The following is a 22,739-nucleotide window of genomic DNA, read 5'->3' on the forward strand; positions in this document are numbered from 1 at the left end:
ATCATTAAAAACGGAAATCTGAGTGGAATGGCGATTGTGGCGCTCATAATTGTCGGTTTGGTTTTGGTGTATGCCTGTATCTACTGGATAGACAGTTATATGGGACGACTCGCCGGTTTCACGATCGGTCTTACATGTGTGGCAGCGTCAGGATTTGCTGGGCGAGCCAAAGCACTAGGATTGCTGCCATTTGGTGAGTCATCGTGGCGCCATGCGAAAAAAACCTATAGCAAAGACGATACGAAATCTTCCGTTTAGTCGCCATCCGCGGCCAGTTCACGAACGACCGTCTGGACGACCAAGGAGATACGATATGGAGAGAAATGGAAGCTGCCATGTTTCGGGATATGAGTTGGCCACACTTCGCAGCCTCTTCTCGGAAAGCGGTGTCCTGCAGCACTCCGTTGTCAAGCAACTATCCGATATTTGTAGGGATAACTTATCAATTGATCAAGGAACTTCGTTCCGTTTCCCGTGAAGAGAGAGGGGAGTCTCCCGCGACACCCAAGCGAGGGCCATGGGAAGAAGAATAAGGATAAGCGATGAAACTCATTCGCAACGCTGAACGGCGCGGCGTTCGACTACGCTGATTCACTCGGTCCGTGATGGGAAAAATGAAGAATCCGGATGCGCGGAAGAAGATATACAAGAAATTTCTCGTTGGCTATCTTGGCCTGGCAGGCATGATTCTTTTTGCGCTGGGATTTTCGCTGGCCCAAGGTGCAAGCTGGCGGCCGGTCATTGTCGGAGCCCCGGTCTATCTGACATTCTTCCTCGGTCTCACGTACTCCTTCATCAAGGAGATCCGCGCGCAAGGGCGGAAAGAGCGCGGCAAGCCGGAGCCGCCGCCACGGAAGAGTCCGTGGGAAGAAGAGTAGTCTCGTCCTGCTGGCGCGCCCGCCACCCTAGCTGATCCATCCAAGCCCCGGTCTTCTGGTCTTCTAATAGTGGACAAACACAACAATATCCAATACAGTGTCCACCAACAACAAGCAGTACAGACCAAGGAGACAAGATGTTGCGCGTGATGAGGGGCATGCTGTGCGTGGCCGCCTTGCTGGCCTTCGGGTCGGCGAAGGCGGCGTTTCCGGAGAAGCCGATCGTCCTGATCGTGCCGTTCGCCGCCGGTGGCCCGGCCGACGTGATGGCGCGGACGCTGGCGAAGTCGATGGGCACGAAGCTCGGGCAGACCATCGTGGTCGAGAACCGGCCCGGCGCCGGGGGCCTCGTGGGGATCTCGGGGGTCACGCGCGCCGCGCCGGATGGCTATACGCTCGGCATGGCCGGCACCGGTGCCATGGTCTATGCGCCGTTTATCTCGCCCAAGATGCCGTTCGACGCGCTCAAGGACGTCACCTACCTGACCACGATGGTCTCGACGCCCAATCTGCTCGTCGTCAGCGCGAACTCCCCGTTCAAGACGGCCGCCGACCTCATGGCCGCCGCGAAGCGCGAGCCGGATAAGTACACCGTCGCCTCCGCCGGCGTGGGCAGCAGCACCCATGTGGTCGGCGCGCTGTTTCAGCGCGAAGCGGGCATCAAGCTGCGTCACGTGCCGTACAAGGGCGGCGCGCCCGCCGTGCAGGACCTGATTGGCGGCCAGGTGGACATGTTTATCGCCGAAGTCCCCGCCGTGGCGCATCTGATCAAGGCCGGCAAGCTGCGCGGCCTGATGGTCACCGACAGCAAGCGGCTTGCCGCGTTGCCCGACGTGCCGACCGCGGCCGACGTGGGCCTGCCCAAGGTGCTCGCCGCCGGCGCGTACGGCATCGTGGCGCCGCACGGCCTGCCCAACGATATCGCCGCGAAGATCGTGGAAGCGGCCACCGCCGCGCTGCGGACGCCCGATGTCGTGGAGAAATTCGCGGAGCAGGGCGGCATCGCGCAGTCCAGCACGCCCGATGCGTATCGCAATCAGGTCAAGGCCGAACAGGGGCGTTGGGGTCCGATTATCAAGGCGGCCGGCATCACCGCGGAATAGCGTCACACGTTTCTACACGGGAATCGAGAGGAACCGATACATGAGCTTCAAGACGCGCATCACCGAACTGCTCGGGATCCGCTACCCCATCATCCAGGCTGGCATGAGCTGGGCCTCCTCCAGTTCCCGCCTCTCTGGCGAGGTATCCCGGGCCGGCGGCCTCGGCGTGATCGCCGCGGGACCGATGCGTCCCGACGACCTGCGTCGCGCGATCCGCGAAGTGCGCGAGATCACCGATGCGCCGTTCGCGGTCAATGTCGCGCTGTACAACAAGCGCGCGGCCGAGCATCTGCAGATCGTGCTGGACGAACACGTGCCCGTGCTGATCGCCTCGCAGGGCAGCCCGCGCGAGCATATCGCGCGCTTCCAGGCCGCAGGCGTCAAGTGGCTGCATGTCGTCGCCCACCCCGACCACGCACGCAAGGCCGCCGACGCGGGGGTCGATGGCCTCGTGGTGGTCGGGGGCGAAGCCGGCGGCCACCCGCCGCCGAGCGGCACCAGCACGCTCGTACTCGTGCGCCTGATCGCGCGTGCGGTCAACCTGCCGATCGTCGCGGGCGGCGGGATTGCCGACGGCGCGGGTGTCGCGGCCGTACTGTGCCTCGGTGCCGATGCGGCACAGCTGGGCACGCGCTTCCTGCTGACGCCCGAGGCCTCGCTGCACGATGCCTACAAGGACAAGGTGCTCGGCGCCGGCGTCGGCGACACCACGCTCGTGGGCTGGCGCGGCCTGCCCATCCGCGCCGTGCGTAACGCGTTCACGGCCGAATACGAGGCCGCCGAGCGCGAAGGACAACCGCGTGAAGCGCTCGAGGCGCTGTTCGGCAGCCGCTCGCTGCGCATGGCCGCCGTCGATGGCGACGTGGAGCAAGGCAAGGTCGAAGCCGGCCAAAGCGCGGCGCTGATCGACGAACTGGTGCCGGCGGCGACGCTGGTCGAACGCATCGTGGCGGAGACGCGCGAGGCGATGGCGAACATTGCAGGATTATCGAGGTAAGAACCATGAACGAACTGCTGATCGAAGACGTGGGTCAGGTCCGCGTGCTGCGCATGAACCGGCCCGAGAAGCGCAATGCGCTCAACAACGCGCTGACCCGCGCGCTCGTCGATGCGCTGGCCGCTGCCGAAGCCGACGACACCGTGCACGTGGTGGTGCTTACCGGCAACGGCGCCGCATTCTGCGCGGGCGCCGATATCACCGAGTTCAAGGACCTGACGCCCGACCAGATGTCGCGCGTGGAAGAGCGCGCGGAACTCACGATGCAATTGCACCTGAGCGTATCGCGCATGAGCAAGCCCGTTATCGCGGCGATCAACGGCTTCGCAATGGGCGGCGGCGCGGGGCTGGCCATCGCCTGCGATCTCGCCATCGCGGGCCGCTCGGCGCGCCTCGGCTATCCGGAAGTCAAGCACGGGATCGTCGCGGCCATCGTGCTGCCGAACCTCACGCGCCAGATCGGCCGCAAGGCGGCGTTCCACCTCGTGGCGACCGGGGAGACCATCGATGCGGAACGCGCGGTGGAACTGGGCATGGTGAACGCGGTCCACGACGACGCGGTGCTGATGGACGAAGCGATGGCCATGGCCAGCCGGATGGCCGCGGTCAGCCGCGCCGCGATGGCCACCACCAAGAAAACGTTCCACGAGGTTGTCGACCTGCCGCTCGCGCAGGGCCTCGAAGTGGGCCGCGAAGCGAACAAGCGCATGCGCAGTTTCGTGCGGACGGAACGGTAACGCGCCATGGCCAGGCCACTCGAGCACATCACGATCCTCGACCTGTCGCGGGTCCTCGCCTGTCCGTTCGCCTCGATGATTCTCGCCGAGCTCGGCGCAAACGTCATCAAGGTGGAGCAGCCCGGCACAGGGGACGAGACGCGCAGCTTCGAGCCGCGCGTGGAAGGGAAGGACGCCGGCCATCGCGGCAGCGAGAGCGCGTACTACATGGCGTTCAACCGCAGCAAGCAATCGATCACCGTCAATCTGCGCAGCGAGCAGGGCCAGCAGATCGTGCGCGATCTCGCCGCCGGCGTGGATGTGGTCATCGAGAACTTTCCCGTCGGCACGCTCAAACGGTACGGCCTCGACGCGGACAGGCTGCGCGAGATCAACCCGAAACTGGTCTACCTGTCATGCACAGGGTTCGGCCAGACCGGGCCGTATGCCTCGCGCAAGGGCTACGACACGGTGTTCCAGGCGATGGGCGGCATCATGAGCCTGACCGGCGAGCGCGATGGCGGACCGGTCAAACCGGGCCTGCCCGTCGCGGATCTGACGTCGGGGCTGTGGGCCGCCATCGCGCTGCTGTCGGCGCTGGAGGGGCGCAGCGCGACGGGGCAGGGGTGCCATATCGATCTGTCCATGTTCGACGCGCAGGTCAGCCTGCTCACGCTGGCGGCCGCGCGCTGGTTCGCGCTGAACGAGGTACCGCCGCGCCTGGGCACCGAGCATCCGGGCCGCGTGCCGTCGGCAAGCTTCCAGGCGGAAGGCGGCCGCTGGCTCCATATCACCGCGAGCGACCAGCACTGGACGCCGTTGTGCGGCGTGCTTGGGATCGAAGCATGGGGCGCCGATCCCGCGTTGCAGACCAATGCGGGCCGCGTGGAGAACCGCGACGAGGTCATGCGCCATCTGACCAAGGCCATTGCCGCATGGGACCGCGACGCGCTGTGCGACGCGATGGAGGCGGCCGGCGTCCCGGCGGGCCCGATCAACGCGGTGGACGAAGTCCTCGCCGATCCGCACGTGAAGGCGCGCGGCATGGTCGCGCATTTCGATCACCCTGAGATTGGCACGTTTCCGGCGCTGCCCGTGCCGCTGCGGTTCGACGGCTGGGACGACCCCCTCGTCGGCCGGCCACCGCTGCTGGGCGAGCATACGGAAACCGTGCTGCGCGAGCGGCTGGGCATGGACGCGGAACGCGTGCGCGCGCTGCGCGAGGCGAAGGCAATCTGAGCAGGACATATCATGACCGACACCACCTTATCCGCCGCTGAAGCGCCGGCCGTGCTGTATGCCGTCGATGCCGGCATCGCCACCATCACGCTGAACCGGCCCGAAAGCCGCAATGCATTGAACCTCGCCATGTGCGAAGGCCTCCAGCGCGCCGCCGCCACCGCGGCAGCCGACCCCGACGTACGTGTCGTGCTCGTGCGCGGCGCCGGCCCCGCATTCTGCGCGGGCGCGGACCTCAAGGAACGCAAGACGATGGACGAGGCGCAGGTGCTCGCCCGCCGCATGCGCGGCTTCTTCGCGTATGACGCGCTGGAAGCCCTGCCGATGCCCACGATCGCCGTGGTCGAAGGCGCTGCGGCCGGATCGGGAGTAGAGATCACCGCTGCCTGCGACGTTGCCATCGCCACGCCGGATGCCGCGTTCTGGACGCCGGAGGCGCAATGGGGCACCGTGGGCGCGACGCAGCGGCTTGCGCGCATCGTCGGCAAGCGGCTGGCCAAGGACATGATGTTCACGGGCCGACGGCTGACCGCCGCGGACGCACTGGAAGCGGGCCTCGTCACGCGCATCGTCGCGCGCGACGGTATCGACGCGGAGGTGGCAGGCATGGCCGCCTCCATCGCCAAGGCGCCGCCGCTGGGCATGCGGCTGGCCAAGCGTTGCATCGACCGTGGCATCGAGCTCGGTCCGCGCGGCGCGCTGGCCGAGGAGCTGCTGGCCATCGAAGAGAATCTGTCGCGCTCCGACTGGCGCTCGGGCATCAGCGGATTCAGCCGTACCGGTCAGTCGCAGGGAGGCGAAGCATGAGCTGGGAACCCCGTACCCTGTCCGCCGTGCTGGCATTGCAGGCCAGCCAGCGCGGCACGCAGCGCGCGCTCGTCACGCCCGCCGGCGCGACCATGTGGCGCCAGCTGGAGATCCAGGCCCGTCGCGTGGCCCGCGCGTTGCTCGCACGCGGCATTCGGCGCGGCGACTTTGTCGGGCTGCTGTGCGGCAACGACGATCATTGGGTCGCCAGCTTCTATGGCGCGGCGATGATCGGCGCGGTCACGGTGCCCGTCAACACGCGCTTCAAGGCCGACGAGATCGCCTATTGCCTGCGGCAATCGGATGTGCGGCTGCTGATTCTGGCCGATCGCTTTCTCAAGATCGACTTCATGGCCTACCTCCGCGAGGCCGAGCCCGCCGTCGATCGCGCACTGCCGGGCCAGTCGCTGCCGCTGCTGGGCCATGTGGTGGCGATCGGCGACGACGTGCCGCGCGCGGGCCTCGGGTGGGAGGCATTCCTGGCCGATGGCGACGTGGTTTCCGACAACGAACTCGACGCCGCGATGCAGGCCGTGGTTCCCGACGATCTGCTGCTGATCCAGTTCACATCGGGCACCACCGCGCATCCCAAGGGCGTGATGCTCACGCACGACAACATGCTGCGCAACGCGACGGCCGTGGGCGAGCGCCTTGGCATCGGTCCCGCCGATTGCTATTTCAACTGCCGACCGTTCTTTCATGTGGCGGGCTCCACGCTGTCGCTGCTGTGCGCGCTCTGCGCGGGCGCGAGCATCGCCACGCTGCCTACATTCGAGGCGGGCGCCGCACTGCGGATGCTCGATCAGGAGCGCTGCACGTTTATCTCGGGCAACGAGACGCTGTTCCAGCTGCTGATCTCGCACGAGACCTTCGACCGCTCGCGCCTGCATCTGCGCGGCGGCTGGGCCGCGGCAGGTCCCGATACGATGCGGAAGATCATCGACGAGATGGGCATCGCGCGCATTTGCTGGGCCTATGGGCTGTCCGAAGCGTCGCCCAACGTCGTGCTCAACGACTGGCGCGACGACGAAGCATTGCGCGTGGGCGGTTTCGCGCTGCCGCACGACGGGGTGGGCGTGCGCATCGTCGATGACGCCACCGGGGCCGTCTGTGCCACGGACGAGGTGGGCGAGATTCAGGTGAACGGCTGGGGCGTGATGCGCGGCTACTACAAGCAGCCCGAGGCGAATGCCAGGGTGTTTACCGCCGACGGCTGGCTGCGCACCGGCGACCTGGGCGCGCTGCGTGCCGACGGGCGCCTGCGTCTGGTCGGCCGGCTCAAGGATGTGTTTCGCGTCGGCGGGGAGAACGTCGCGCCGGCCGAGGTGGAGCAGGTGTTGCTGTCGCATCCGGCCGTCGCGTCGGCACAGGTCGTCGGCGTGCCGGACGCGCGCCTCGGCGAAGTGCCGGCCGCATTTGTCACGCTCAAGCCGGGCATGACGCTCGATGCGGAGGCATTGCTGGGCTGGTGCAAGCCGCGCATGGCCAATTTCCGGACGCCGCGCTATGCCGATGTCGTGGTGGATTTCGAGCGCATCGGCATGACCGCGAGCGGCAAGGTACAGAAGAACAAGCTGCGCGAGCATGCGATCGCGCGCTTTGGGCTTTGATTCCAATACCCCATGACAAACGACCCCCATCTCGACAACGTCCCCGATGTCGGCAACGCTGAAGTCGTCCTCTGCGAATGCTTCGCCCGCGACGGACTGCAGCACGAGCCCGACTTCGTGCCGACCGATACCAAGGCCGCGCTGATCGACCGCTTCGCCGCGATCGGGTTTCCGCGCGTGGAAGCCACGTCGTATTCGAACCCCAAGGTCGTGCCGCAGTTCGGTGACGCGACGGCGCTGCTCCGCGCGCTGCCGCGCCGCGATGGCGTCATGTACAAGGCTACCTGCGCCAACGGCCATGCGGTGTCCCGCGCGCTGGCCGACCGCGCGGACGGTATCGGCGCGAACGAGGTGAGCCTGCTCGTCTCGGCCTCGTCCTCGCACTCCGAGCGCAACCTCAAGCGCAGCCGCGACGATCAATGGGAGAACGTTCGCGCGATGGCCGAGGCTGCGCGCGGCAACTTCCGCATGGTCGGCACCATCTCGGTGGCGTTCGGCTGCCCCTTCGAGGGCGCGGTGGACCCGCAGCAGGTGCTACGCGATGTAGGCCGCTTCCGCGATCTCGGCGTGACGCTGGTCACGCTCGGCGATACCACGGGCATGGCTACGCCGCAGACGGTGCGCGCGCTGTTTCGCAAGATGCGGCGGGACTTTCCGGACGTCACGCCGATCGCGCATTTCCACGACACGCGCGCGACGGGGCTCGTCAACTATGTGGCGGCGCTGGAGGCGGGCGTGACCCACTTCGATTGCGCGATGGGCGGCGTGGGCGGCCATCCGGCCAAGGTGCAATACGGCGGCGGCCATACGGGCAATGTCTGCACCGAGGACTGGGTCGCGCTGCTCGATGCGATGGGCGTGCGGACCGGCATCGACCTCGACGGGATGCTCGAGGCCGGGCGCGCGTGCGAGGCCGTGCTTGGCCGTCAGCTCCACAGTCGCGTGCTGCGCAGCGGGCTCAATCCGCTGCGCGCGGCGTTACAGGCTGCCTGATCCGCCCGGCTCGCCCACGAGCCGGTTCAGCCGCGAGACCAGCGAGCGGATCTCGGCAAGATCGAGGTCCGCGCCGCCGCCCGTTTCCACCGGCGTGGTGCCGGCCACGGGACCCTGCGGATCGCCCTCGTCATCCTCGTCGGTGGCGTCGCCGGCCGCCGCACGCCGCTCTTCGTCGAGCACATCGCGCGCGCTCGTGGTCAGCACCGCCAGCATCTCCATCAGCATCTTCCTCTGCTCGGGGCTCAGCGGCCGCAGCAGCCGTTCGTTGCGCGCATTCGCGTCGACGATCACCTTGCGATAGAGCGCGTCTCCGGCCTTGGTCAGGCTCAGCAGCACCGCGCGCGCATCGGTATCGCTGCGCGCGCTGACGATCAATCCGCGTTCGATCAACGCCGACACGGTACGGCTCGCATAGCTCTTGTCGAGCGCGGCACGGCGCGCGAGCTCCTTCAGCGACAACGGCGCGTACGCGCCCAGCATGCCGATCGACCGCCATTCCAGCAGCGTCAGGCCGAACTTGCGTTGCACGCGCAGCGACGCACTGGCCGCCGAGAGCCCGGCGAGGTTGTGCAGGCGCGAGGAGAGCAGGTCCGTGATGATGCGCGGGGCAGCGACCGGGGCCGGGGCTGCGGCGGTCTTGCTCGCGGACTTGGCGGTCTTCGCGGACTTCGTTGCGCTCATGGGGTACAGCTCCGAATGGTTGTCACTGTCAACGATTCTAACGCCATTGTCGCCGCCGAGACACATGGCTAACCCGAAGCTGCAACCATATAGTTTACGTTGTCCATCATGTGGTTTACATTCGAAACCAATTTACAAGGAGGAGACAATGAAGAAGGTTTCGACGCTGGGCATCGTGCTGACGATGGCGGGGGCCGCGCAGGCGCAGTCCCTGATTCCGCAAAGTTCGGTCCAGCTTTACGGGTTGATCGATACGGCCATCGCTTTCCAGACCAACCAGATCGCGGCGACCAACGCCGCGGGCCGCGCCACGCGCAGCGGCAGCGCGGTCGGCATCGTGCCGGGCTTTTTCAACGGTTCGCGCTGGGGCCTGCTCGGTAGCGAGGATCTTGGCGGCGGTACGACGGCGGTGTTCCGGCTGGAGGCCGGCTTCAGTCCCGATACGGGGGTGTCGCTACAGGGCGGCCGCCTGTTCGGCCGCCAGGCATGGGTCGGGCTCAACGCCGACTATGGCCAGATCACGTTCGGCCGCCAGTACAGCGTGCCGTTCGATATCCTGCTGCCGTTCGACACGATCGGCTGGGGCAACACGGGCGCGAGCGATGTCTGGGTGCAGTTGCTGGAAGGCTCGCGCATGGACAACTCGCTCAAGTACCAGCAGAACGTCGGACCGCTCAAGATCGAAGCCGCGTACACATTCGGCGAGTTCGCGGGCGGGGCGTCGGCGGGGTCGATCTACTCGGCGGGCCTGAACTACACCAGCGGCCCGCTCGTGCTCGGCGCGGTGGGCCAGCAGGCGCGCGACCCGAACCGCAACAAGCAGACCAACGCGGGCGTGGGCGCGGCGTACGCGATCGGCCCGGTCACGCTGCACGGCTATTACCTGTACACGCGCCGCGACGGCGCATTCGCCCCGTCGACAAGCCAGGACTTTCTGCCGACGTACGGGACCAATGCGCAGTACTACGCCAATCCGGGCATGACCGGCACGGGCAGCAGCACCGCACCGCGGACCGACCACGTGTTCCAGTTCGGCACCACGTACCAGGCCACGCAGGCATGGGTGCTGAAGGCCGCCGTGATCTACGACGCGGCGCGCGACGTCAACCCCGCGGGCCAGAGCGGCAACAAGCTGTCGGCGTTCCTGATCGGCGACTACTTCTTCTCGAAGCGCACCGATACCTATCTGGCCACCGCCTACAATCGCGTGGGCTCGGCGTTGAGCGGCGCCTATGCGGGCCGCAACGACAGCATCGGCGTGTTCCTCGGCATGCGTCACCGGTTCTGAGCTACGCGGCAGCCCGTTCGCGCGCGGGCAGGTGCTGGAGGTTGAAATGGTCGCGCAGCCGTGGACCGCCGTAGCGCTGGCGGTAGATACCGCGCCGTTGCAGCTCCGGCACCACGAGCGTGCGGAACCGGTCCATCGCATAGGGCAGGAAAGGCATGAAGACGTTGAATCCGTCCGCCGCGCCTTCCTCGAACCACCATTGCATATAGTCGGCAACCTCTGCCGGGTTGCCGACCACGGCCGAGCTCTGCGCGATGGAGGCGTGGATCAGGTCGAGGTAGGTGATGCGCCGGGCCGGATCGGCGGCGACGAGGTCGCGCCGCGTCAGGCGTGTGATGTACGCCAGGATCTGCCGGCCACGCTCGCTCGCGCGATCCGCGATATCGGCGGGGACCAGCGCATCGTAGGCATGCCCCCGGACGTCGACGCCGAGCACATCGCTCGCGAGCGACAGGTTGCGGCTGGCGCCGCGTCCCATGCCGACGTACTGGAAGTCCGCGGCGGCCGCGTCGCCGGCGTGCGTGCCTTCGGGCGCGGGGTCCTCCGGGTCGAGCGTGAGCAGACGGTTCAGCGTGTCGTAGGTCGATACGGCGGCCTCGGTCGTCGGCTCGGCAATGACGGTCAGCCCGGGCACGACCTTGAGGTCGTCGGGATTGCGGCCATAGGCGGCCGCGCGCGCCTTGACCTCGCGATAGAAGTCGCGTGCCACATCGAACCGCGCGTCGCCCGTGAAAATCACGTCCGCGTGGCGCGCGCCGAAATCCAGCGAGCGTTCGGAAGTGCCCGCGTGAAGGATGATCGGATGATGCTGCGGCGAGCGCGGCAACGCCGAGCCGCCCGCGCGGATCTGCCGCGCATGCAGCGCCAGCTTGCCGTCGTCGTCGGTCAGTGCGTCGGGTCCCCACGCATCCCACAGCGACCGCACCGTGCGCGTGAAGGTCTCCGCGTGCGCGTAGCGGGCTTCGTTGTCCCAATGCGCGGTGCGGCTGAAGTTCAGCGCCGCGGCCGGATCCGCACCGGTCACGACGTTCCATGACGCGCGCCCCGCGCTGAGGTGGTCGAGCGACGAGAGCATGCGCGCGACGGTGAAGGGATCGCTGTAGGTGGTGTTCGTCGTGACCACGATGCCGACGCGTTCCGTCGCCGCGGCGATCGCGCTCGCCGCGACGAACGGTTCCAGCCTCGCCATCTGGCCCGGATTCGTCCTGGCCAGCGCGGGGTCCGCCACGAGGCGGTCGCCGAGGAAGATAAAGTCGAAGCACGAAGCCTCGGCGTCGCGGCAGGTCTGCTGGATGAATGCGATATCGAACGCGCCGTCGGCGCGCGCGGCCGGGTGCCGCCACCCCGCCGAGTGCGTACCGGTGGCCCAGAACATCAGGCCCAGATGAAGTTGGCGATGGCGGGTGTCAGGCATGGGCATCCTGTATCGGGCGCGCCGTCTCGCGTTGGGCGGCGTGCCGGTTGATGGCGGGTGGCAGGCCGAGGCGTCGGGTCAGCGTGACCGGCCCGGCCGGGCGTTCCACGAGTCCGAACGGCTCGAGCAGCCGCGTCAGGTAGACGAGGTCGCGCGTGCGTGCGGGCGGCAGGGTCAGCCATGCCCCGTCCAGCGCGCGCGCGTGGAGCGTGGCGATGTGGGCTTCCCAGTCGGCCCATGTGCCGACGAACGCCTCGTTGAACGTACCCTCGAACGTACCTTCGGACGCACCGTTGAGCCCGACGGCGAGCAACTCGGCTTCGGCGCGGGTGTCGGCGACGCATGGCGTCACGCGCTGCAAGGTTAGCGTGGACACATCGGTGCCGAGCCTGCCGTCAGGCCGCAGGCGTGGCGGCCGGCCCTGCGGCGAAGCCGCGATATTGAGCGGTCCTTTTACCTGAAACGCGGCACCCGCGTGCTCGATGAAATGCGCGCGGGTCAGGTCGACGAACGCGCCGCTGGCCTTGTCGCGCACGAAGGCGCCGGATTCCCACGAGTCGAACAGTTGCTCCACCACGTCGACGAATTCGCGCTGGCGTGCGCGACGCTGTGTGTCGGCGGACGGCGCGGCACCGTGGTTCGCGGCGGCGTTGCCGGACTCGTCCGTTACGGCGAGCCAGCCCGCACGGCCATGGCTCACGTGGTCGAGCGATGCAATCAGGCGCGCGGCCGCGAACGGTTGCGCGTAGTTCGTATTGACGACAGGCACGAGTCCGATATGCCGCGTGGTGACGGCCAGATAGGATGCGAGCGTAAACGCTTCGAGCGCAAGGGCGGCATGGCCGTCCGCCACACCGGTGGTATCGAGCGCCGAGTCCTCGATAACGAGGAAGTCGACACCCAGCGCTTCCAGTGCCCGCGCATGCGCCAGCGTGGTATCGCTTCGGAAAGGATTGAAGGGGAGCGCGGCGTGCTCGCTCGCGCGCAGCGCGGCAAGCGTGACGCCGGCGACGAGCGGCCGGCGGCCGTCGCGAGGGTTGTGGGCATCGCGTTCGTGGGGCATGGCATCGTCCGGAAGTTCAGGCGGCCTGTCGGCCGCCGAGATAGGCATCGAGTACCGCGGGGTCGGCCGCGACAGTGGCGCCGTCGCCCGACAGCACCACGCGTCCCTGTTCGAGGACATAGGCGCGATCGGCCATCGCCAGCGCCTCGCGCGCGTTCTGCTCCACGAGCAGCACGGTCGTTCCCTCGGCACGGATCTGCTCGATGATCCGGAAGATCTGCGCGATGATCTTCGGTGCAAGCCCCATCGACGGTTCGTCGAGCAGCAGCAGGCGAGGGCGCGCCATCAGCGCGCGGCCGATGGCGAGCATCTGCTGTTCGCCGCCCGACAGCGTCCCCGCCGGCTGGCGATGGCGTTCCGCCAGGCGCGGAAACAGCGCGTAGACGTGCGCGACATCGGCCGCAACGTCGCGGTCGCGGCGCAGATAGGCGCCAATCGCCAGATTCTCGGCGACGGTCAGCTGCGGCACGGTCTGACGGCCCTCCTGCACGAGGCTGATGCCGCGCGCCACGCGACGCTCGACCGCAAGGTCCCCAAACGATGTGCCATCGAAGGAGACCGTGCCGCTTACCGCCGGCAACAGGCCCATGATTGCCGACAACGTCGTCGTCTTGCCCGCGCCGTTCGCGCCGACCAGCGCAACAATCTCGCCCTGCCGCACCTCAAGCGACACGCCGTGCAATACCGCACGCTTGCCATAAGCGGCCGACAGTCCCGCTACCGACAGCAGCGCGTCCGCGTCACGCGTCATGGCGGACTCCCAGATAGGCCTCGATCACGGCCGGATCGGCCTGTACCGCGGCTGGCGTACCGGCGGCAATCTTGCGTCCGGCGTTGATGACGATCACCCGATCGCTGATGCCCATGATGAGTTCCATATCGTGTTCGACCAGCAGCACCGTGACGCCGCGTGCGCGCACGTCCCGCAGCAGGGCATTCAGTTCGCGTTTCTCGCTCGGGTTCATGCCCGCCGCGGGTTCGTCGAGGATCAGCAGGGACGGTTCCGTGGCCAGGCTGCGCGCGATCTCCAGCCGCCGCTGATGACCGTAGGGCAGCGCCTCGGCCGGCCATTCCCCCGCATGGCCCAGGCCCAGACGTTCGAGCAGCTCGCCCGCTCGCCGCGCGGCACCCCGCCGGCCACGGCGCTCGGCACCGAGCAGCACGTTGTCCCGCACGCTCAATCCCTGGAACAGCCGGATCTGCTGGAATGTCCGGCCAATGCCGAGCCGCGCAATGCGCGCGGGCGGCAGGCCGGCGATATCGCGGCCGCCGAAGCGGACCGCACCGCTGTCGGGCCGGTAGAAGCCGGTGACCATGTTCATCAGGCTCGTCTTGCCCGAACCGTTGGGGCCGATCACCGACGTGATGGTGCCCGCGTCCACGCGCAGCGACAGCCCGTCCAGCGCCTGCACGCCGTCGAACCGCTTGCTGAGCGCATCGATCTGCAGAAGCGGGGTCATGGGCGCGCCTCCGTGGCGGCTTCTCCGGCGGGAGGCCGCACGCGTGCCGGCCGGGCCAACCTGCCGAACCTGTCGCGCAGCGGTTGACCTATGGACAGCATGCCGCGCGGGAGAAACACGACGGCGAGCAGCAGGATGGATGCCATGACGATCTCGCGCGCCTGCGCCGAGAAACGCAGCGCTTCCGGCAAGGCCGTAAAGATCGTGGCCCCCACCAGCGCGCCGGAAACATGCCCCAGTCCGCCGAGCACCGCATAGGCAATGGCATCGAGACTGCGTTGCAGCCCGAAGTCGTTGGGCCCGATAAAGCCGTTCAGGTGCCCGAGCAGCGCACCGCCAAGGCCGCATACCGCGCCGCTGAACACGAACACGGCGAGCCGCACGCGTGCCACGTCGATCCCGAGCGATTGCGCGGGCATGTCGTCGAGGCGCGTTGCCTCGAGCACCCGGCCGGTGGGTCCGAGGCGCGCGATCACGATGACCGCGACGAGGACCGCGACCGTGGCCGCGAGTAGCGGCTGCGTCGTCGCCAGCGGAATGCCGTCGAGGCCGAGCGCGCCGCCCGTCACCGTGTCCCAGTTGAGCGCGACGACGCGCATGACCTCGGTGAACGCGAGCGTCGCCAGCGCGAAGTAGTCGCCTTCCAGCCGCAGCACGGGGGCGCCAAGCAGGAGCGCAACCAGCGCCCCGGCAATCGCGCCAGCCGCGAGCGCGATCGGAAACGGCAGCGCCGTATGCAGCGATATCAGCACGGATACATAGGCGCCCACGGCAACGAGCCCGCCCGTGGCCAGCGAGAAGCGGTTGACACTGAGCATCAGGTAGACACCGATGCCGAGGATCGCGTTGATGCCCACCAGTGCGATCACGTTTTCATAGGCCAGCAGGAATTCCATCATGCGCGCTGCCTTGCGGACGTACCGAAGAACCCCGTGGGACGGACCACGAGCACCAGGAAAATTGCCCCGAACGCGATGGCATCGCGCAGCGACGATTGCAGGTAGGCCACGCTGTACACCTCCGTAAGACCCAGCACGATGCCGCCGATCGCGGCCCCCGCGACCTGCCCGAGACCGCCGAGAATCAGCGCGGACAGCCCTTTCAGCAGGATGTTGTCGCCCATGAACGGCGACACCGCGTTGTACAGCACGCCGAGCTGCACGCCGGCGGCGCCCGCGAGCGCGCCGGTCATGCCGTACGTCAGCAGCTTGAGCCGCGTGACCGGAATGCCGACGAGCTGCGCCACGTTGGGCTTGAACGCAATGGTGCGGATGGCGAGGCCGATGCGCGTGCGGCGCAACGTATAGGCCAGCACGAGCATCAGCAGCAACGCCGACGCAATCACGATCAGCTGCAGGCTCTGCACGCGGACCCCGAAGAGGTCCCATGCGTGCTCCGTCCACGCGCTCTGCGGAAAGCGACGGACCTGCGTGCCGAAGACTTCCTGCACCACCGCGATCAGCAGGCGGGCCAGCGCCAGGCTGGCGACGAGGCCCATCCAGCGATTGGCGCCGCGTGCCTCCAGTGGGCGGAACACGAACCACTCGCTGGCCATGGCCGTCAGCGCGGACACGAGCATCGCCGCCAGGAACGCCAGCGGCAGTGGCCAGTGGAGTGCCGTGGTCAACTCGATGCCGGCGAACGCGCCGACCATCAGGATCGCGCCCTGGGCGAGGTTCAGCACGTTGAGCACGCCGAACAGCAGCGTGAACCCCACCGCGAACACGGCGTAGGTGGCCCCGAGCGCGAGCCCGTTGACCGTCTGTTGCAGGAATACCTCCATGATCGCTACCTGTTGGCGTTTACTTGTCGGCGCCCTTGCCGTCGAGCGGCACGAACTTGCCGCCGCGCGCGACGAGGATCTTCGGTTCGACCGTCGGTTCGCGATTGGCATCGAAGCCGATCGGACCGAGCACGCCCGGATAGCCCTTGATCGCCGTCAGTTCGGCATGGATGCGCGCGCTGTCGCCCGACTGCGCGCGGCGAATGGCCTCGACCAGCAGCGCGGCCGCATCGTGGCCATACGCGGCATAGATATCGGGCCGGCGCTTGTAGCGGGCCTCGTACTCGCGCACGAACGACTGGCTGACGGGGTTGTCCAGTTCGGGGAACCATGCGGTTCCGACGATGGTGCCTTCCGCGCCCGCGCCGCCGAGTTCGAAGAACTTCGTGGAGATCGCCGATTGCGTGCCGACGAAGAGCACCTGCTGGGGAATACCGAGCTGGCGCGCCTGCCGAACGATGGCGGCCGCTTCCTCGGCCAGCGCGCCGATGACGATGGCGTCGGGGTTCTGCGCCTTGATCTTGGTGAGCTGCGCCGCAAAGTCGACGTCGCCACGCTGGAACGTCTCGGTCGCGACCACGCTGACGCCGTTGTCGGTCAGCGCCTGCTTTTGCACCGTATACGCGGACTTCGTGAGCTGGTCGTCGATGCCGTAGATCTGCGCCACGCGCCTGACCTTGTATTGCGCCACGGCGCGCTTGATCACGCCCGGCGTGACGATGTCCTCCGGCGGGCTCACGCGGAACAGCCGGTCGCCGATGCGCTGCGTCAGGCCCGCGGCGGTATTCGACGAGGCGATGATCGGAATGCCGGCCTTCTGGGCCAGCGGATCGGCCGCCAGCGCCGAGGTCGTCAGGGTCGGGCCAAGAATGGCGGAGACCTTGTCCTTGCCGATCAGGCGCTGGAAGATATTGACGGTCTGGTTGCGATCGGCGCCGTCGTCATAGTGGACGAGCTCGATCTTGAGCTTGCCCAGCCTGCCGCTGGCATTGGCCTGCTCGACGACCTGCTCGATGGCGTTCTTCTGCTCGATGCCGTAGAGCGCGGCCGAGCCGCCGGTCGTGGTCTGCACCACGCCGACCTTGATCACCTGCGCGAAGGCCGTGTGTACGTGGAGGCCGGCTGCGCCGATCAGGGCCAGCGCAGCGATGGTCTTGCCGAAGGATGTCATATGCGTTCTCGGAAATAAGAAGTCGGGGATATCAGGCCTGCCTGCGCCACGCGGCATCGCGATCCGCGGTCCATGCGGACGTCGCGCCGGCTTCGGTTTGCCGGTCCACGGGCAGGTGCGGCAGCACGAGTTCGGCAAAGCGGTACGCTTCCTCGAGCAAGGGCATGCCCGAGACGATCAGCACGTCGATGCCCGCATCGCGATACTCCTGAATGCGCGCCAGCACCTGCCGCGGACTGCCGACCAGCGCGGTGCCCGGTCCGTGACGGACCAGACCGATGCCCGACCACAGGTTGGGCTCGATCTCCAGTTCGCGCAGGTCCTTCGGCTTGTGCCCGCCGTGCAGCGCGGACATGCGTTGCTGGCCGATGGAATCGATGCCTGCCACATACGACTGCGCGCCGGCGATGGCCGCGTCGTCCATGTGGTCGTACAGGTCCTGCGCCGCGGCCCAGGCCTCGGCCTCCGTCGGCCGCACGATCACGTAGAGCCGGATGCCGAAGCGGATCTTGTCCGCGCGGCCGTGCCGGCGCGCGAGTTCGCGCACCTCGCGGATCTTGACTTCCGCCTGGGATACGGTCTCGCCCCACGACAGGTACGTGTCGATATGCTTCGCCGCCACCTCGTGGGCGGCCGGCGAGGACCCACCGAACCACAGTTCGGGCACGCGCCCGCCATGCGGCTGCAGCGGCAGGCCGGCATCCACGACATGGATGTACTTCCCCTTGAAGGTCACCGACTCCCCGCGCAGCAGCGCGCGCAGCACGGTCAGATACTCGTCCGTATAGGCATAGCGCTCGTCATGGCTCAGATGCACGCCGAACTGCGCCATCAGCTTTGCGTCGCCATTGACGATGTTGACGCGCAGGCGGCCCTTGGAGAACTGGTCGAACGTGGTGATCATCTTGCCCAGCAATGTGGGCGACAGCAGCGGCGGGTGCGCGGCGATCAGGTGCTGGAAGCGGTCGGTGTACGGAATCAGCGAGGCACCCTGTACCCAGGCGTCGTGCGAGCCCGTGGCGAGCAGCGCGCCGGTAAAGCCGAGGTGATCGACCGCGCGGGCCAGTTGCTGGAAATAGGGATAGCTCAGCTGGCGCGCGCCATCGGCGCGCCACGGGTAGCGGCCATCGGGGCCGGTCAGGTACCACAGGACTTCCATTGCGTATCCTTTGTCAGGCAGCTACCGCGGCGGGGTAGCGATGGGTCACCGTGTCGTCCACGGCAATCTGTTCCGGAATCAGCGCGAAGCGCGCGAAGATATCGGCGTGATGCTGCTGCTCGGCCAGGAAACCCGCGTCGGGCAGATGCACGCCCCATGGCCGTGCGGTGAGGGCAGCCAGCCAGCCTGCGGCGTTGTGCCCGTTGAGGCCGGCCAGCAGCTGCGCGGCGCCTTCGGGGTCGGCGGCAGTCAGCGCGTCCGAATCGCTGAGTGCATCGACGAGCGCCTGCACCGCTTTGGGGTGGTCGCGCAGCACGTCCTGCCGGCCCCAGTACACCGAGCGGTTCGAGAAGGCCGAGCCGGGCCGCGCGAGGATCCGCACTTTCACGGCCGATTCGATCTCGGCGAGCAGTGGGTCCGTCGCGACGATCGCGTCGAGCAACCCCTGGTAGAACGCGTCGCGCGCGGTGGCGGGCAGCAGCTCCACGGCATTGACGTCGCGCCACGCCACGCCGGCGTTGTCGAGTTCCGCCGCGAGGAACTGGGTGTGCCACGAGATCGGCATCAATGCCACGCCGCGTCCGCGCAGGTCCGCCAGCGTCCGATAGGGCGAATCGGCGCGCACGACCAGTCCGCCGCGTTCGTGGCGAGGTCCGGACATACCGAACACGGCCACGTCCAGGCCCCCGGCCTTGGCGAGGATGGGCGGCGTGGCACCCGTGCCCGCGAGCTGGATGACGCCCAGCCGCATCAGCGGAATGGTCGCGGCACCTGCGCCGTAGACAAAGAACGCGATGCCCTGCGCGCGCAGCGCGGCCACGTGTTCGGGGCGGCGCGCAAGGATCGACAGCGATGGATTCTGTGGGTGAACCCCCACGATTAACGTCATGGCAACTACCGTAATGGAGAGTGAATGGCGGTCATGGGTTAAACCCATGACGCCGAGTGTAAGAGCCAATGGCCGGCGCCCAAACCAACGAATTCGGCTATGGATATGCGACGGTGGCGTCGACTGGGTGCCTCACGGCGCGCCGCGAATGCCGGTAACATGGCGGTCAACTTTTTGCCACGACGAATCGAGACCATGACCCACACAGACGCCGCGGTGAGCGCGGAGGCGCTGGCGTTCAAGCTGCGCGGCGGCACGCCGAGCCTGTACCTCGTCGAGACGCTGGGGGAATGGACGGGCCGGCAGTACGAGCGTGTCTACGATGCCGAGCGCTGGCACGAATGGATCGGGCTCGTGAAGCTGCCGCTGCCCGCGCGGCGTGCCACGGCGCGCGAGCTTGACCGCATGCGGGAACTGCGGCGCGCGATCTACGAGATCGCGCAGGCGGTTCGGACCGGCGGCGTGCCGGACGCCAGCCATATCGATACCGTCAATCGCGTGGCACGGACGGCGCTGGCCGCGCCGCAGCTGTCAGCGGCGGCGGACCGGTGGGCGATATCGGATCGGGTGAGCCACGGGCAGGTGCTGGCGATGATCGCGCTCGACGCAATCTCGCTGTTCGGTGGGCCCCTGCGCGAGCGGATCAAGGTCTGCGCGCGGCCGCGCTGTCCGGTCCTGTTCGTCGACCGGTCGCGGCATGGCCGGCGCATCTGGTGTTCGGCGGCCTGCGGCGCGCGCTCCGCGAGCGCAAAGTACCGGCTGCGGCTGGCCGGCCGCGAGCTCGACGAAGATCGGGATTTCTGCGTGAGTCAGCACTGAGTCAGCACTGAGCCGGCACGCCTCAATGGCTGCGCATGCCGGCCGCTTCCATCAGAAACCGGATCAGCATGGCGGCCACGCCGAGGCTGGCCACGCCACCGGCCCAGATGGCGATGAGCCAGCCAACCTGCCGCAGGCGAAGTCGGGTGCGTTCCATGGCGAGGGTTCCCGTCAGTGGTAGCCCTCGCCGAGCCTGACCTTGCCGCGGAAGACGTAGTAGGACCAGGTCGTGTAGACGAGGATGAACGGTATCACGAACAGCGCGCCGACCAGCGCGAAGCCCTGGCTTTGCGGTGGCGCGGCCGCGGTCCAGATGGAGATGGACGGCGGAATGATATTGGGCCAGGTGCTGATCGCCAGCCCCGTGTAGCCGAGGAAGATCAGCCCCAGCGTGTAGAGGAACGGCTGTGAATGGACCTCGCCGCGCAGCGACCGCAGCAGCAGCACCGTGCCGAGCACCACGAGGATCGGCACCGGCGAGAACCAGAGCAGGTTCGGGAATGTAAACCAGCGTTCGGAGATCCGCGCGTGGGCCAGCGGCGTCCATATGCTGACGGCGACGATGGATGCGAGCATGATCCAGACCAGCGGCCGGGTCACCTGCACCATGCGCGCGTGCAGTGCGCCTTCCGTCTTCATGATCAGCCACGTCGTGCCCAGCAGCATATAGGCGAGGAGCACGCCGACGCCGCAGAACAGCGGAAACGGCGCGAACCAGCTGAACGTGCCACCGGCATACGCGCCGTCGCGCACGGGCAGGCCGTCGATGAACGCGCCGAGCGCCACGCCCTGGCAGAACGCGGCAACCACGGATCCGCCCGCGAACGCGAGGTCCCAGACCGGCCGCTCGCGATCGTTGGCCTTGAAGCGGAATTCAAACGCCACGCCACGGAAGATCAGGCCCAGCAGCATCAGGATCAGCGGCAGGTACAGCGCGGACAGCAGGACCGAGTAGGCGAGCGGAAACGCGGCAAGCAGGCCCGCGCCGCCGAGCACGAGCCATGTCTCGTTGCCGTCCCAGACCGGCGCCACGGTGTTCATCATTACATCGCGGTCATGCCGGTCGGGTACGAACGGGAAAAGGATGCCGATACCGAGGTCGAAGCCATCCATCACGACGTACATCATCACGCCGAAGAAAATGATCACGATCCAGATTAGCGAGAGATCGATGCCCATGGGTCAGCTCCCTTTGTGATCGGCGGCGATGACGGCCTGGCCGTCGGGAATCGCGGAGAGGGGGCGCGCGGGCTTCTGGTGCGCGGCGGGTTCCGGCGGCTCGATATCGTAGGCATCGCCTTCGTTCATCTGGGGTCCCTTGCGCACGAGGCGCAGCATGTAGGCCACGCCGACGCCGAACACGAAGAAGTACGTGACGACGAACAGCGCAAGCGAAATCGTGAGTTGCCCGACGCTGTGGGGGGATACCGCGTCCGCGGTGCGCATCAGCCCGTAGACGACCCATGGCTGGCGGCCGATCTCGGTGGTGAACCAGCCGGCCAGCAGGGCGACCAGCCCCGCGGGACCCATCAGCAGCGCCATGCGCAGGAACCCGCGATGCGCGAAGATCCGGTCCCGCCGTCGTAGCAGCAGCCCCAGCAGGCCCAGCAGGATCATGAGCATGCCGAGGGAAACCATGACGCGGAACGTCCAGAACAGGATCGTCGCGTTCGGCCGGTCCTGCGGCGGGAAGGCCTTCAGGCCCTTGATCGATCCGTCGAACGTATGGGTCAGGATCAGGCTGCCGAGCCGTGGAATGGCGAGGGCGAAGCGGGTTTCCTCGCGCTCCATGTCGGGCCAGCCGAAGACGAGCAGCGGCAGCGGGCCCGGCGCGTCGGCTTCCCAGTGGCCCTCCACCGCGGCGATCTTCGCGGGCTGGTGCTCGAGCGTGTTCAGCCCGTGCGCGTCGCCGACCACGGCCTGGATCGGCGCGACGATCAGGATCATCCACATCGCCATCGACAGCATCTTGCGGATGGCCGGATTGTCGTTGCCCCGCAGCAGATGCCACGCGGCCGACGAGCCGACGAACAGCGCCGTGGACAGGAACGCGGCAATCACCATATGGGTGAGCCGGTACGGGAACGACGGGTTGAAGATCACGGCCAGCCAGTCGGTCGGCACCACGCGGCCATCGATGATCTCGTACCCCTGCGGCGTGTGCATCCAGCTATTGGACGCCAGGATCCACGTGGAGGAGATCAGCGTACCGATGCAGACCATGGCCGTGGCAAACATGTGCAGGCCCGGGCCGACCTTCTTCCACCCGAAGAGCATCACGCCCAGAAAGCCGGCTTCGAGGAAGAACGCCGTGAGCACCTCGTAGGCGAGCAGCGGGCCCGTGACCCCGCCCGCGAACTCGGAGAAGAAGCTCCAGTTGGTCCCGAACTGGTAGGCCATGACGATGCCGGAGACCACCCCCATGCCGAAGTTCAGGGCGAAGACCTTCGACCAGAAATGGTAGAGGTCGCGGTAGACCTTGTTGCGGGTGCGCAGCCAGCAGGCCTCCAGCACGGCGAGATAGGCCGCCATGCCGATGGTGATGGCCGGGAAGATGATATGCACCGAGACAGTGAAGGCGAACTGGAACCGCGCGAGATCGAGGGCTTCTATGTTTGGCATCGACGTCTCTTTTCGTGGCTGGGCGTGCGCGTGGGATGACACTT

General features: G+C 67.4%; 23 protein-coding genes. 10 read left to right on the plus strand and 13 right to left on the minus strand.

The genetic code is table 11. The features are described from left to right. Positions 1–614 precede the first annotated feature (614 nt). The 8 genes from FOB72_RS19375 (at position 615) to FOB72_RS19410 (ending at position 8,343) form a co-directional block, all read left to right on the plus strand. The gene (locus FOB72_RS19375; RefSeq protein ID WP_150374367.1) at positions 615–878 is read left to right on the plus strand and encodes a hypothetical protein; all 264 of its coding nucleotides are present in this window, start codon (positions 615–617) and stop codon (positions 876–878) included. A gap of 137 nt (positions 879–1,015) precedes the next feature. Beyond that, positions 1,016–1,981 (plus strand): Bug family tripartite tricarboxylate transporter substrate binding protein, encoded by a 966-nt coding sequence (locus FOB72_RS19380; RefSeq protein WP_150374368.1) that lies wholly within the window; start codon positions 1,016–1,018, stop codon positions 1,979–1,981. Between the two features lie 40 nt (positions 1,982–2,021). Then, positions 2,022–2,978 carry an NAD(P)H-dependent flavin oxidoreductase gene (locus FOB72_RS19385; RefSeq protein WP_150374369.1) on the plus strand — a complete coding sequence of 319 codons (957 nt, stop codon included), beginning with the start codon at positions 2,022–2,024 and terminating at the stop codon, positions 2,976–2,978. A 5-nt stretch (positions 2,979–2,983) separates the two neighbouring features. Then, positions 2,984–3,715, plus strand: a complete 732-nt coding sequence (locus FOB72_RS19390; protein WP_150374370.1) for an enoyl-CoA hydratase/isomerase family protein — start codon at positions 2,984–2,986, stop codon at positions 3,713–3,715. Positions 3,716–3,721: 6 nt separating this feature from the next. Continuing rightward, on the plus strand, positions 3,722–4,933 hold the full coding sequence (locus tag FOB72_RS19395; RefSeq protein WP_150374371.1) for a CaiB/BaiF CoA transferase family protein: 1,212 nt from the start codon (positions 3,722–3,724) through the stop codon (positions 4,931–4,933). A 12-nt stretch (positions 4,934–4,945) separates the two neighbouring features. Then, positions 4,946–5,740: an enoyl-CoA hydratase/isomerase family protein gene (locus FOB72_RS19400; protein ID WP_150374372.1), complete on the plus strand. Its 795-nt coding sequence runs from the start codon at positions 4,946–4,948 to the stop codon at positions 5,738–5,740. Continuing rightward, positions 5,737–7,350: an AMP-binding protein gene (locus FOB72_RS19405; protein ID WP_150374373.1), complete on the plus strand. Its 1,614-nt coding sequence runs from the start codon at positions 5,737–5,739 to the stop codon at positions 7,348–7,350. The genes FOB72_RS19400 and FOB72_RS19405 overlap by 4 nt, the downstream gene beginning before the upstream one ends. A 12-nt stretch (positions 7,351–7,362) precedes the next feature. Further along, positions 7,363–8,343, plus strand: coding sequence for a hydroxymethylglutaryl-CoA lyase (locus FOB72_RS19410; protein ID WP_150374374.1), 981 nt, complete (start codon positions 7,363–7,365; stop codon positions 8,341–8,343). Here the strand turns inward: FOB72_RS19410 and FOB72_RS19415 are convergent. Further along, a complete protein-coding gene (locus FOB72_RS19415; RefSeq protein WP_191002341.1) occupies positions 8,329–9,027 on the minus strand; it encodes a MarR family winged helix-turn-helix transcriptional regulator in 699 nt (232 codons plus the stop codon). The genes FOB72_RS19410 and FOB72_RS19415 overlap by 15 nt on opposite strands. Before the next feature lie 148 nt (positions 9,028–9,175). Here FOB72_RS19415 and FOB72_RS19420 point away from each other — a divergent pair, with 148 nt between their 5' ends. Next, positions 9,176–10,315, plus strand: coding sequence for a porin (locus FOB72_RS19420; RefSeq protein ID WP_191002342.1), 1,140 nt, complete (start codon positions 9,176–9,178; stop codon positions 10,313–10,315). A 1-nt stretch (position 10,316) separates the two neighbouring features. Here FOB72_RS19420 and FOB72_RS19425 read toward each other — a convergent pair whose 3' ends face one another. From FOB72_RS19425 to FOB72_RS19465, 9 genes are read right to left on the minus strand one after another with little or no spacing between them, the layout of a single operon-like run. After that, positions 10,317–11,729 carry an LLM class flavin-dependent oxidoreductase gene (locus FOB72_RS19425; protein WP_223851699.1) on the minus strand — a complete coding sequence of 471 codons (1,413 nt, stop codon included), beginning with the start codon at positions 11,727–11,729 and terminating at the stop codon, positions 10,317–10,319. After that, complete coding sequence (locus FOB72_RS19430) at positions 11,722–12,792, minus strand: LLM class flavin-dependent oxidoreductase (RefSeq protein WP_191002343.1); 1,071 nt, start codon at positions 12,790–12,792, stop codon at positions 11,722–11,724. The genes FOB72_RS19425 and FOB72_RS19430 overlap by 8 nt, the downstream gene beginning before the upstream one ends. Positions 12,793–12,808: 16 nt before the next feature. Continuing rightward, positions 12,809–13,543 (minus strand): ABC transporter ATP-binding protein, encoded by a 735-nt coding sequence (locus FOB72_RS19435; protein ID WP_150374378.1) that lies wholly within the window; start codon positions 13,541–13,543, stop codon positions 12,809–12,811. Then, positions 13,533–14,252: an ABC transporter ATP-binding protein gene (locus tag FOB72_RS19440; RefSeq protein WP_150374379.1), complete on the minus strand. Its 720-nt coding sequence runs from the start codon at positions 14,250–14,252 to the stop codon at positions 13,533–13,535. Before FOB72_RS19440 ends, FOB72_RS19435 begins: the two co-directional genes overlap by 11 nt. Then, entirely contained in the window at positions 14,249–15,151 is a 903-nt protein-coding gene (locus FOB72_RS19445) for a branched-chain amino acid ABC transporter permease (protein ID WP_150374380.1), read from the minus strand. Before FOB72_RS19445 ends, FOB72_RS19440 begins: the two co-directional genes overlap by 4 nt. Then, positions 15,148–16,035, minus strand: a complete 888-nt coding sequence (locus tag FOB72_RS19450) for a branched-chain amino acid ABC transporter permease (RefSeq protein WP_191002344.1) — start codon at positions 16,033–16,035, stop codon at positions 15,148–15,150. The genes FOB72_RS19445 and FOB72_RS19450 overlap by 4 nt, the downstream gene beginning before the upstream one ends. A 19-nt stretch (positions 16,036–16,054) precedes the next feature. Further along, a complete protein-coding gene (locus FOB72_RS19455) occupies positions 16,055–17,206 on the minus strand; it encodes an ABC transporter substrate-binding protein (protein WP_191002345.1) in 1,152 nt (383 codons plus the stop codon). A gap of 31 nt (positions 17,207–17,237) precedes the next feature. After that, positions 17,238–18,365, minus strand: a complete 1,128-nt coding sequence (locus tag FOB72_RS19460) for an LLM class flavin-dependent oxidoreductase (protein WP_150374383.1) — start codon at positions 18,363–18,365, stop codon at positions 17,238–17,240. A gap of 13 nt (positions 18,366–18,378) precedes the next feature. Then, positions 18,379–19,254: an ABC transporter substrate-binding protein gene (locus FOB72_RS19465; RefSeq protein ID WP_191002346.1), complete on the minus strand. Its 876-nt coding sequence runs from the start codon at positions 19,252–19,254 to the stop codon at positions 18,379–18,381. 195 nt (positions 19,255–19,449) lie between these two features. Between FOB72_RS19465 and FOB72_RS19470 the strand changes: the two genes are divergently transcribed. Continuing rightward, positions 19,450–20,073: a CGNR zinc finger domain-containing protein gene (locus FOB72_RS19470; RefSeq protein ID WP_191002347.1), complete on the plus strand. Its 624-nt coding sequence runs from the start codon at positions 19,450–19,452 to the stop codon at positions 20,071–20,073. A gap of 22 nt (positions 20,074–20,095) precedes the next feature. Here the strand turns inward: FOB72_RS19470 and FOB72_RS19475 are convergent, their stop codons facing one another. The 3 genes from FOB72_RS19475 to FOB72_RS19485 are packed head-to-tail and all read right to left on the minus strand — an operon-like array spanning position 20,096 to position 22,695. Then, positions 20,096–20,230: a DUF2474 domain-containing protein gene (locus FOB72_RS19475; protein ID WP_150374386.1), complete on the minus strand. Its 135-nt coding sequence runs from the start codon at positions 20,228–20,230 to the stop codon at positions 20,096–20,098. A 14-nt stretch (positions 20,231–20,244) separates the two neighbouring features. After that, positions 20,245–21,252: a cytochrome d ubiquinol oxidase subunit II gene (gene cydB / locus FOB72_RS19480; RefSeq protein ID WP_150374387.1), complete on the minus strand. Its 1,008-nt coding sequence runs from the start codon at positions 21,250–21,252 to the stop codon at positions 20,245–20,247. A 3-nt stretch (positions 21,253–21,255) separates the two neighbouring features. Then, on the minus strand, positions 21,256–22,695 hold the full coding sequence (locus FOB72_RS19485) for a cytochrome ubiquinol oxidase subunit I (protein ID WP_150374388.1): 1,440 nt from the start codon (positions 22,693–22,695) through the stop codon (positions 21,256–21,258). Positions 22,696–22,739 lie beyond the last annotated feature (44 nt).

The organism is Cupriavidus pauculus (genome assembly GCF_008693385.1).
Lineage (GTDB): Bacteria > Pseudomonadota > Gammaproteobacteria > Burkholderiales > Burkholderiaceae > Cupriavidus > Cupriavidus pauculus_D.

Coding starts and splice junctions, on each gene's coding strand:
- FOB72_RS19470 (WP_191002347.1), top strand. CDS start 19,450: ATGACCCACACAGACGCCGCGGTGAGCGCGGAGGCGCTGGCGTTCAAG.
- FOB72_RS19430 (WP_191002343.1), bottom strand. CDS start 12,792: ATGCCCCACGAACGCGATGCCCACAACCCTCGCGACGGCCGCCGGCCG.
- FOB72_RS19455 (WP_191002345.1), bottom strand. CDS start 17,206: ATGACATCCTTCGGCAAGACCATCGCTGCGCTGGCCCTGATCGGCGCA.
- FOB72_RS19390 (WP_150374370.1), top strand. CDS start 2,984: ATGAACGAACTGCTGATCGAAGACGTGGGTCAGGTCCGCGTGCTGCGC.
- FOB72_RS19410 (WP_150374374.1), top strand. CDS start 7,363: ATGACAAACGACCCCCATCTCGACAACGTCCCCGATGTCGGCAACGCT.
- FOB72_RS19460 (WP_150374383.1), bottom strand. CDS start 18,365: ATGGAAGTCCTGTGGTACCTGACCGGCCCCGATGGCCGCTACCCGTGG.
- FOB72_RS19380 (WP_150374368.1), top strand. CDS start 1,016: ATGTTGCGCGTGATGAGGGGCATGCTGTGCGTGGCCGCCTTGCTGGCC.
- FOB72_RS19485 (WP_150374388.1), bottom strand. CDS start 22,695: ATGCCAAACATAGAAGCCCTCGATCTCGCGCGGTTCCAGTTCGCCTTC.
- cydB (WP_150374387.1), bottom strand. CDS start 21,252: ATGGGCATCGATCTCTCGCTAATCTGGATCGTGATCATTTTCTTCGGC.
- FOB72_RS19400 (WP_150374372.1), top strand. CDS start 4,946: ATGACCGACACCACCTTATCCGCCGCTGAAGCGCCGGCCGTGCTGTAT.
- FOB72_RS19425 (WP_223851699.1), bottom strand. CDS start 11,729: ATGCCTGACACCCGCCATCGCCAACTTCATCTGGGCCTGATGTTCTGG.
- FOB72_RS19435 (WP_150374378.1), bottom strand. CDS start 13,543: ATGACGCGTGACGCGGACGCGCTGCTGTCGGTAGCGGGACTGTCGGCC.
- FOB72_RS19440 (WP_150374379.1), bottom strand. CDS start 14,252: ATGACCCCGCTTCTGCAGATCGATGCGCTCAGCAAGCGGTTCGACGGC.
- FOB72_RS19420 (WP_191002342.1), top strand. CDS start 9,176: ATGAAGAAGGTTTCGACGCTGGGCATCGTGCTGACGATGGCGGGGGCC.
- FOB72_RS19465 (WP_191002346.1), bottom strand. CDS start 19,254: ATGACGTTAATCGTGGGGGTTCACCCACAGAATCCATCGCTGTCGATC.
- FOB72_RS19415 (WP_191002341.1), bottom strand. CDS start 9,027: ATGAGCGCAACGAAGTCCGCGAAGACCGCCAAGTCCGCGAGCAAGACC.
- FOB72_RS19475 (WP_150374386.1), bottom strand. CDS start 20,230: ATGGAACGCACCCGACTTCGCCTGCGGCAGGTTGGCTGGCTCATCGCC.
- FOB72_RS19385 (WP_150374369.1), top strand. CDS start 2,022: ATGAGCTTCAAGACGCGCATCACCGAACTGCTCGGGATCCGCTACCCC.
- FOB72_RS19445 (WP_150374380.1), bottom strand. CDS start 15,151: ATGATGGAATTCCTGCTGGCCTATGAAAACGTGATCGCACTGGTGGGC.
- FOB72_RS19450 (WP_191002344.1), bottom strand. CDS start 16,035: ATGGAGGTATTCCTGCAACAGACGGTCAACGGGCTCGCGCTCGGGGCC.
- FOB72_RS19405 (WP_150374373.1), top strand. CDS start 5,737: ATGAGCTGGGAACCCCGTACCCTGTCCGCCGTGCTGGCATTGCAGGCC.
- FOB72_RS19375 (WP_150374367.1), top strand. CDS start 615: ATGAAGAATCCGGATGCGCGGAAGAAGATATACAAGAAATTTCTCGTT.
- FOB72_RS19395 (WP_150374371.1), top strand. CDS start 3,722: ATGGCCAGGCCACTCGAGCACATCACGATCCTCGACCTGTCGCGGGTC.